5 protein-coding genes are annotated in these 7,577 nt (G+C 44.4%); all 5 read right to left on the reverse strand.

All coding sequences use genetic code 11. The features are described from left to right. Positions 1-832 precede the first annotated feature (832 nt). The gene (locus PG883_RS21905; protein ID WP_270808160.1) at positions 833-2,818 is read right to left on the reverse strand and encodes a polysaccharide biosynthesis protein; all 1,986 of its coding nucleotides are present in this window, start codon (positions 2,816-2,818) and stop codon (positions 833-835) included. Next, positions 2,815-3,843 (reverse strand): MraY family glycosyltransferase, encoded by a 1,029-nt coding sequence (locus PG883_RS21910; RefSeq protein ID WP_270808170.1) that lies wholly within the window; start codon positions 3,841-3,843, stop codon positions 2,815-2,817. Before PG883_RS21910 ends, PG883_RS21905 begins: the two co-directional genes overlap by 4 nt. A gap of 6 nt (positions 3,844-3,849) precedes the next feature. Continuing rightward, a complete protein-coding gene (locus PG883_RS21915) occupies positions 3,850-4,800 on the reverse strand; it encodes a UDP-glucose 4-epimerase family protein (protein WP_270808162.1) in 951 nt (316 codons plus the stop codon). Further along, complete coding sequence (locus PG883_RS21920; protein ID WP_270808167.1) at positions 4,800-5,603, reverse strand: glycosyltransferase; 804 nt, start codon at positions 5,601-5,603, stop codon at positions 4,800-4,802. The genes PG883_RS21915 and PG883_RS21920 overlap by 1 nt, the downstream gene beginning before the upstream one ends. A gap of 249 nt (positions 5,604-5,852) precedes the next feature. Further along, entirely contained in the window at positions 5,853-7,481 is a 1,629-nt protein-coding gene (locus PG883_RS21925; protein WP_270808169.1) for a glycosyltransferase, read from the reverse strand. Positions 7,482-7,577: the final 96 nt, after the last annotated feature.

The raw sequence follows: 7,577 nt of genomic DNA on the forward strand, positions 1-7,577 counted from the left end.
CTGGGGCGCCCTCTGGGAAGGTTGGGAAGCCCTGCAAAGTAAACTGGATGGCTTTCTTGCCGCCAAGGATCTGATGGCGCAGGGGATCAAGATCTGATCAAGAGACAGCGTATGAGATGACCAATATCTTGTGAGTGAATCTTCTCTGTCAATTTTTCATTCGCTGCGTTCCATAATGCAGCACTGCTGTTGATTTTATTATCCATTTCCCTTTACTCTTTAATTTTAATATCCCGAAAGGCAAATATTTTAATTATTGTGTATGCCTACCAAGCAACCTCATGCAACCTCATGAGCAGTTATTTCGTTATTGCACGTGATCTAAGTATCTGAATGATAATAATGTATTGCAAAAACACATTTTTTGTGATTTCGATCACGTGTATATGTCAAACATGTGCCTAACCTAAATCAGCTCTGACAATCTACTGCTCAAGTACCAGACTAGTCGGCTATAAAAACAATATTGCCATTAAATGATGGCGCAGAGCATTGAATAAAGTAAGCTACCGCCCCTGAGTTACAGCTCCCAGTACGCTCGCAGTCGATATATTGTTTAGTTTGCCAAAGATTTATGACCGTTCTGATCCTGCACACCTTTGCAAACAAGACAGCGAGACGCTCGTTATGCTTACTTTATGGTTATAACCATGATCATGTTGAGCCTATTAAGCGCAAGAAGATACAAGATTAATTTTGAATCGGCGGGGCGATTTTACCTATGCTTTGCTCAAAAGGGTAGTCAATCTGGTCTAATCAGTTTTTGATCGCTCAAAAAACAACCAGATGTTAAATTGAAAAGATGTCTGATGAGGCGCGTAATAATAGAACATCATTGATTTTCAATATAAAAATCGATGTTGTGTGTAGGAAGTGGAACCACATTGTCTGTTGGCAGATCACGTTGTTTAGCAAGCCACACCAGGTCACAGATACCGTCTGTTGGTTCAAACGCAGCAGGGGCGTGCATCAGAATGTCGCGTACTTTCTGTTGATCAAAGTGGTGACAGGCGTCATCCAGCGAGGCCAGCAAGGGACGCAGCCTTGACCAGGGGAGCCAGCATTCTTGCGCCACCATGATCCTGGGATGTTCTGTACCTCTAGCATCATCCCCAATCAACAATTCTTCATAGAGTTTTTCACCTGGCCGCAACCCCGTCACCTCAATAGCAATGTCGCCATCGGGCCGAAGTTCATCGCGAAGCGTCAGGCCGCTAAGACGGATCATACGTTTTGCAAGCTCCATGATCCGGACTGGCTGCCCCATATCGAGCACAAAAACATCGCCCCCCTTCCCCATCGCGCCCGCCTGGATAACCAACTGGGCCGCCTCCGGTATTGTCATGAAGTAGCGTATGATATCGGGATGAGTCAGAGTAATAGGCCCACCTTTGTCTATCTGTTGTCTGAACAGTGGCACCACTGAGCCGGAAGATCCGAGCACATTACCAAAGCGCACCATACAAAAACGGGTTTTGTGCTTTTCACGGGTCAAGGCTTGCAGGATAAGCTCGGCCAAGCGCTTGCTGGCCCCCATGGTGTTGGTTGGGCGTACCGCTTTGTCAGTGGATATCAGTACAAAGGTTTCAACTTCCGCTTCAACGGCTGCTTGAGCGGCATAAAGAGTGCCAAATACATTATTGCGCACCCCTTCTATGATATTGAACTCGACCAAGGGCACATGCTTGTAAGCGGCAGTATGGTAGATAGTCTGGATCCGAAAGCTCTGCATCACCGTCTTGAGGCGGTGCTGGCGCTGCACCGAGCCCAGTAATGGAGCCAGCTCTGTTTCAATTCCCTCACGTTCGCACTGTTCACGCAAGTTTTTGTGTAAGACATAGAGGGCGTATTCAGACAGTTCAAACAGAACCAAGGTGGATGGCCGACACCGCAAGATCTGGCGACAGAGCTCCGATCCAATGGAGCCCCCAGCCCCCGTCACCATGACCGCTTTGCCTGTGATGTTGGCTTCCATCAATGTCGTCACCGGCTCTACCGGGTCTCTACCCAACAGATCGTCGATGGAGACTTCATTAAGCTGATCAATACGGGCAGAGCCATTGACCAGATCGGCCATACCCGGGATAGACAGCACTTCACAAGATAGTGGCTCTAGTGCATTGATCACTTCCTGACGACGAGCCCTGGTGCTGCTTGGCATGGCTAACAGGATCTTCTTCACCCCATGGTGATCAATCAGGGTGGGGAGCTGAGCACTGTTGTACACGGTACATCCCTGAATAACGCATCCTTGTTTGGCAGGATCATCATCCACAAAGGCAACTGGGTAAAACTCATTGCCTTGCAACAAAGCCACTTGCAACTGCCGCCCCGAGGAACCCGCACCGTAGATCAGAACCTGTGTACGCGCCAAACGAGTAGTATTCAACAGTGCCCGAAAGAACAACCGCACACCACCGACCATCAACACCAAAAATGAGAGATAGATGACCGATACGGTTCTGGGCAGGAAGATATCGAAGTAAAACGCAGAGATAACAAAAAAGCTCGTTGAAACAAATGCACCTAATGAGATTGTCCAGAGCACTCGAAAGCTAACATATCGCAAGATTGCACGATACAAACCCAGCCGAACAAAGACACTAATGCTTAGAACAATAATCGCACACAAAAGGGCCCAATGATGGGGGCTTGCGATTGGCCAGCTATGTTCAAGCCTGATCCAATATGCCCCCCAATATGCCAGAGTAATCAATAACGTATCTACTGAGACAGATATTGCTCGTTTGCTGGCTCGTGACAAGGAACCAAGGCAGGTAAGTAACCAGCTACCCCCCGGCAAAAAATCTGTGCTCATTCAGGTACTCCAGCCTTTAGGTAAAATGCGAGATAAGTTAGCGGTAAGTAGGCAATAATCAGACCCAACATGCCATCAAGCGCCCCCCCTACAATCATGGCAGCAATAGGTGCAAGCCATAGGACATTTATCAAGAGCACCATCAGTGTCACATTGCGATGACTTTTCCAGTGCCTTGCAAGATATTGGTAGGCATGAGTTCGATGAGCATCACTCAAGTGACATTTGAGACGATAGCGATTCAGTAAAGTCCAGGTAGCATCAACGACAAAGACGCCGAGCATGACAAGCCACGCCCACAGGAATTGGGGGGCGAAACTTGCATCAAGCAACATCAGGGATGAGAGCATCATACCAAGGAAGCCACTGCCCCCATCTCCCATGAAGATCTTGGCCAGTGGAAAATTCCAGCACAAAAAGCCAGCAACAGAAGCCCCCAGCAACAGGGTCAAACTTGCAAACGGCCACTCACCTCCAAAAAGGTAATGCAGTAACGCCATGACGATACAGACAGTCACGGCCTCACCGGCAGCTAGGCCATCGATGCCATCCATGAAGTTGTAAAGATTGATAAACCAGATCACACCTAACCATGCCAGCGCATAACCAAACCAGGCAAGATTTAGCTGCCACCCAAAGAAGGTCAGCTCTGGCAATCCATCAACAGCTAATACAACCAATGCAGCAGAAAGACTCTGGACAATTAAACGAGTTTTTGGCTCAAGAGACAGGTGATCATCGATAAAACCAACTAGTGCGATGCCCAGTGCTGCAATCCATATCAATAGCAAGCTTCCATAAGATACCCCATACAAATCCGACACCTGGCTCACGACGAGAAAAGGAGAAGCCAACAGAAATGTAGCGACAATCGCCATGCCTCCGCCTCTCGGCGTAGGGATATAATGTGAGCTGCGATGATTGGGTTGGTCAAGAAGACGGCTCTGACCATAGCGCTTAAGTAAGCCTGTCATGATAATGGAGAAAAACAAACATAAAACTAGAAGTAACGGAAATGTCAGCATCACAAACTACTCATATTTGGAAGATGCCATCAGGGATAAAGCCTGAGAAAACGTATAAGGAGCCGACCATTGTAGCTGCCTCTGAGCCTTGCCCGTATCCATTTCTAGAGAGCCATAAATCCGCTGCAATTTGGCATCAATCCCAAAGCAACGGCCAATCCCTCTTACCAGAATTGATGGAATATAAAACAGTCGAGAAGGGACACCTTCAGCATCAGCAATAGCAATCAGCATTTCAGATGTCGAAACAGGAACTGGATCTGCGACCAAAAAAATCTGATTCACGGTAGCAGGATGATCTATCGCACGAGCAATGAAATCGCATAAATTGGGTAATGCCAATAAACTCCGTGCATTTTTCAAACGGGCAAAGGGGAGTGGAAAACCGGTATGCACCATCTTTAACATGCTGGCAAAATTAGCCTTCACACCCTTACCATAAATAAGAGGAGGCCGGATAATGGTGACAGCCATACCACACTTCTTAGCAAGTGCCATCAGCCCTTGCTCTGCATCATATTTTGAGCGGCCATAAGGGTCTTGTGGTGGATTCTGGACATGTTCATTAAACGGCTTACCGGGCTCAGTCTGCTCACCATTTACTTTAATCGAGCTAATAAATATGAAGCGCTTAACACCAGCATCTGCGGCCTGGTTTGCGAGATTTAATGTGCCAATTGTGTTTACCGCTCGAAACGCTGTTAGAGGATCTGCTTCCTTATCAGACATCACATGCACCCTGGCGGCACAGTGAATGACAACATCCACCTGTTGTAATTGGGTTGTCCAGTTTGCATCTGCTGTCAAAGAGGGAGCGTTGATGTGATACGAAACAAGCGGGTGACTTCGCACCGCACCTTTCACATTCACACCCAGACTCAGCAGGTGTTCACAGACCGCCTTGCCAACAAATCCGTTGGCGCCTGTTACCAAGACTGTACTTTTGATATCTGACATTACCACCAACGCCAACCGTGAATATTGAAGAAAGTCACCATAGAGCGCCCAAACATCCAGATATGCCGCCAACCTTTGCGCGATGCATGACCACCATGATGAACAACCTTCACCTGAGGGACATAGGCAATCCGGCATATCCTCCCTGCACGTAAACTGATGTCAAAATCTTCAAAATAGAGAAAAAAGCGAGGGTCAAACCCTTCGAGCTGCTGCAATACATCTGTGCGAAACAGCATAAAACAACCACTGACAATGGGTGGGTCCCACAGCACATCATGATTGTTGAGCTGATCTGCCATCTCATATTTCGCCAAGCGCGTCTGAAATAACCTTTTCACAAAAGCAGGAGCAAAACCACGCAGCAATAAATCAAATACAGTTGGATAACCTTTGCAAAGCCGTTGTACCTCACCATCTGCCCATGTCGCGAATGGCGTCAATAATCCGCACTCCGGATGTAGCTCCATAAACTCGAGCGCATTTTTCAGTGCATCTGGGGCAACTTCCAAGTCGGGATTGAGGATAAGGTGGTAATTTCCTTGCGTCAAACAACTATTATGTCCATCCCCATAACCTACGTTCATACCATCATGATGGTAATTTATCACAATATTCTTAGCTACTATCGCCAACAAACTACCGACTTCATCTGAGGATGTTACAGAGTTATCTCTCACATGAATTTCTACATTATATGATGTCAGTTTAGAAGCTTTAACAATATTAAAAAGAGTTCTATTTAAAAGCTCTATATCAACATTAAAGATGACAACACTGATAGCAACAATTTTTTTTGACATGGCTCATTGACTTCGTTTCGGCAAAAGCGAGCGATTTCTCTTTCACCATGTATAAAACATGAATTTTTTCATTTATGCATAAAACGAATATAAAAACATACAAAAAAACCAAATTTAATTATAACAAGTCATTTGCTTAACCATAAAACACCTAAAAATATGATGGCAGTCATAAACACTAAGATGTATGACACTAATAAAAAGTTCATACTAGAAATAGTTCATGACCACCACCATTACAGTAAAGTTTTATTCACGCTCAATAAGCAAATCTAACCTTTGGAATGACTCACTCCAAGGCCATTCTGTAGCAGTCTTTGCTCCATGCTTTAAGAGCATATTATACAAAGCATCATCATTGATAAGCCGTTCAACGGCTTGTTTCGCTGCTTTGACATCGAGTAGTTCAACTGCTATTGCATTATAACCATCGATAATGTACTCGTCCCAACCTGTCACTTTACCTACAACAGGAACACATCCACAGCCCATAGCTTCAAGCGGGGGACCAAAGAAGCCTTCAATTCTGCTCATTTTGATAAAAATATCACAAGAGCTATAGATAGATGGCATCATGCTCATAGGCACTTTTTCAAAAAAGTGATCATATCTCCATCCACTTTTAGGCTTACCAGCACTACTTACAATCCATATTTCACAATCAAGGTCTTTTACTGCATTATATGCATCTTCCACTGCCTTAAATGGAATATCAATAGGTCCTTCGATTAAAACACGCTTTTTAGTGCCTTTGGGAATGAATGGCTCAACGGGCTTAAAGAGTAATTGGTCAAGGCCGTTTGGCACATAAAAAGCTGAACGCTGGAACTCAGAATGGAACATATTCTGAATCCAAAACGCCTCGGTAAAATATTCATATTCTTTATCATAACCAGATGAAATAAGTTCTTGAACTCCTTTCTCATCAATAAATCGGCGTTCATCAGACTGTACAAAATATAATTTACGGCGTGATGAGATACGGCTTAAATATGGCTCTGTATTCCATGCTGTAGCAATTAGCAAATCAATATTTTTAATGACGTCGCCGTTGCCAATCTGATAAACAGGAACACTATTTTCCATCCAAGATATATTATTTTCTTCCGATAGACAAATAAATGAAACATCATGACCACGAGAAAGCAAATAATTGGCATGCTTGATAATAATTGCCAGTCCACCAGAGATTCCGAGGCCAGCTACAATCCAACATATTTTTTGTGGGCGAGATACCTTGGTATTGTATTGTTTTAATAGCTCTCGATACCAAACATCATCTCCTTTTTGAGAATGGAAATTCAGTTCATTATTACCTGCATGTAATCTAAGTGAAACAAGAACATCAGGGAGAGACTTCAATCTATAGTTATAGTAATTCAGCCTAGCCCATAACTCATGATCCTCTCTATATTTCATATTTCTATTGATGCATCCAACAGCCATAAGAGCATCCCGTCTTACCATTACTGTGCTCTGACATGGAATACAATTTTCAAGGTGCTCTTTAAGCGTTCCATCTGGGCTATGCACAATCATCCCATCTTCTATACCAGAAATTTGACGAGATCCATCAACAATAGCTCTCCAAGAGCCATACACCCCAGAATATGAAGAGTTATTACTTAAAAAAGAAACTGAAAGTTCTAAGCGATTATTAGATGCGATATCATCACTATCTAAAAAAGCAATATATTCACCCTGTGCTTCTAAAATTCCCTTATTGCGCCCTCTAACCGCATTTCCAGATGAACGTGGGTATTTATAAATTTTCACACGCTCATCATTTCTATATTGCTCGACTACTTGAAGCGTCTCGTCTGGTGAACCATCACAGACAAGAATTAGCTCTATATTTTTATATGTTCGCGAATTCAACTCCGAAGTGCAACACCCGCCAAATCAAGCAACCTGTCGTAGTTCATCAAACACGATCTGCGGTTGCCTGAAATCCAAACATTTGCGCGGTCTAAG

Source organism: Aeromonas sp. QDB25, from assembly GCF_027707725.1.
In the GTDB taxonomy this organism is placed as follows: Bacteria; Pseudomonadota; Gammaproteobacteria; order Enterobacterales; family Aeromonadaceae; genus Aeromonas; species Aeromonas caviae.